A 900-nucleotide genomic window follows, 5' to 3' on the forward strand; every position below is an offset into this window, starting at 1 on the left:
AACGCTTCAACGCTATCCGTTATTTAAAAATAGTAAGGCTCAACAGAACCTGCAGGCATGGGAAGGTGCTGACACCTTGTTATTGGAAGAACTGAGTAAGCATGATCTGTCCAATAAACGAATTCTTATCTTAAACGACCAATTTGGCGCGATCAGTTGTGCGCTTCGTGCATTTGATATCACGATTCAAACTGACTCATTTTTGTCATCGACAGCTATTCGATTAAATACGCAGGCGAATACAAAACAAGAACCTGAGAAACTTGTTCCAAGCACAACATCACTTGAAGGCAGCTTTGATCTTGTCGTTATTAAAATCCCCAAATCATTAAGTTTTCTAGAAGATCAGTTGTATGCGATTAGAAAACATATAAACGAGCATTCTGTTGTCATAGCAAGCGCTATGGTAAAAAGTCTTAGCAAGAACACCCGTGATATTTTTGAAAAGCTGCTAGGCCCTAGCGAACAATCTTTAGCTTCAAGAAAATCAAGATTAATCCATTGCAACCCCTCTCCAAACAAGTGGAAAGGCCAATCGCCTTTTCCTAGAAGCTATTCAACACATGGACTCGAATTGAGCTGCGATGCTAATGTTTTTGCGGAGGGGCGACTGGACCCTGGAACTCGCGTATTTCTAGACTATCTACAAGAGCTTCCAAAAGCTGAAACGATCATCGATCTAGCCTGCGGCAGCGGCATCATGGGAATTATGTGTGCTCAAACTATTGAGCCCAAACATACCTATTTTTGTGACGAATCATTTATGGCCGTCGCGAGCACTACAAGAAACGCGAGTCGTTATTTAAGCGAGCGATTTTCTGCAAGCTGCGCCAATAATATTCCCGAATCATACCCAAAAATGGATCTTATAGTCTGCAACCCGCCCTTCCACCAGCAACA

1 protein-coding gene is annotated in these 900 nt (G+C 42.3%); it reads left to right on the forward strand.

The window, feature by feature from the left end:
- On the forward strand, window positions 1-900 hold a 900-nt coding region (locus tag A3738_RS25600; protein ID WP_068763950.1), incomplete at both ends, for a methyltransferase.

The organism is Oleiphilus sp. HI0066 (assembly GCF_001635725.1).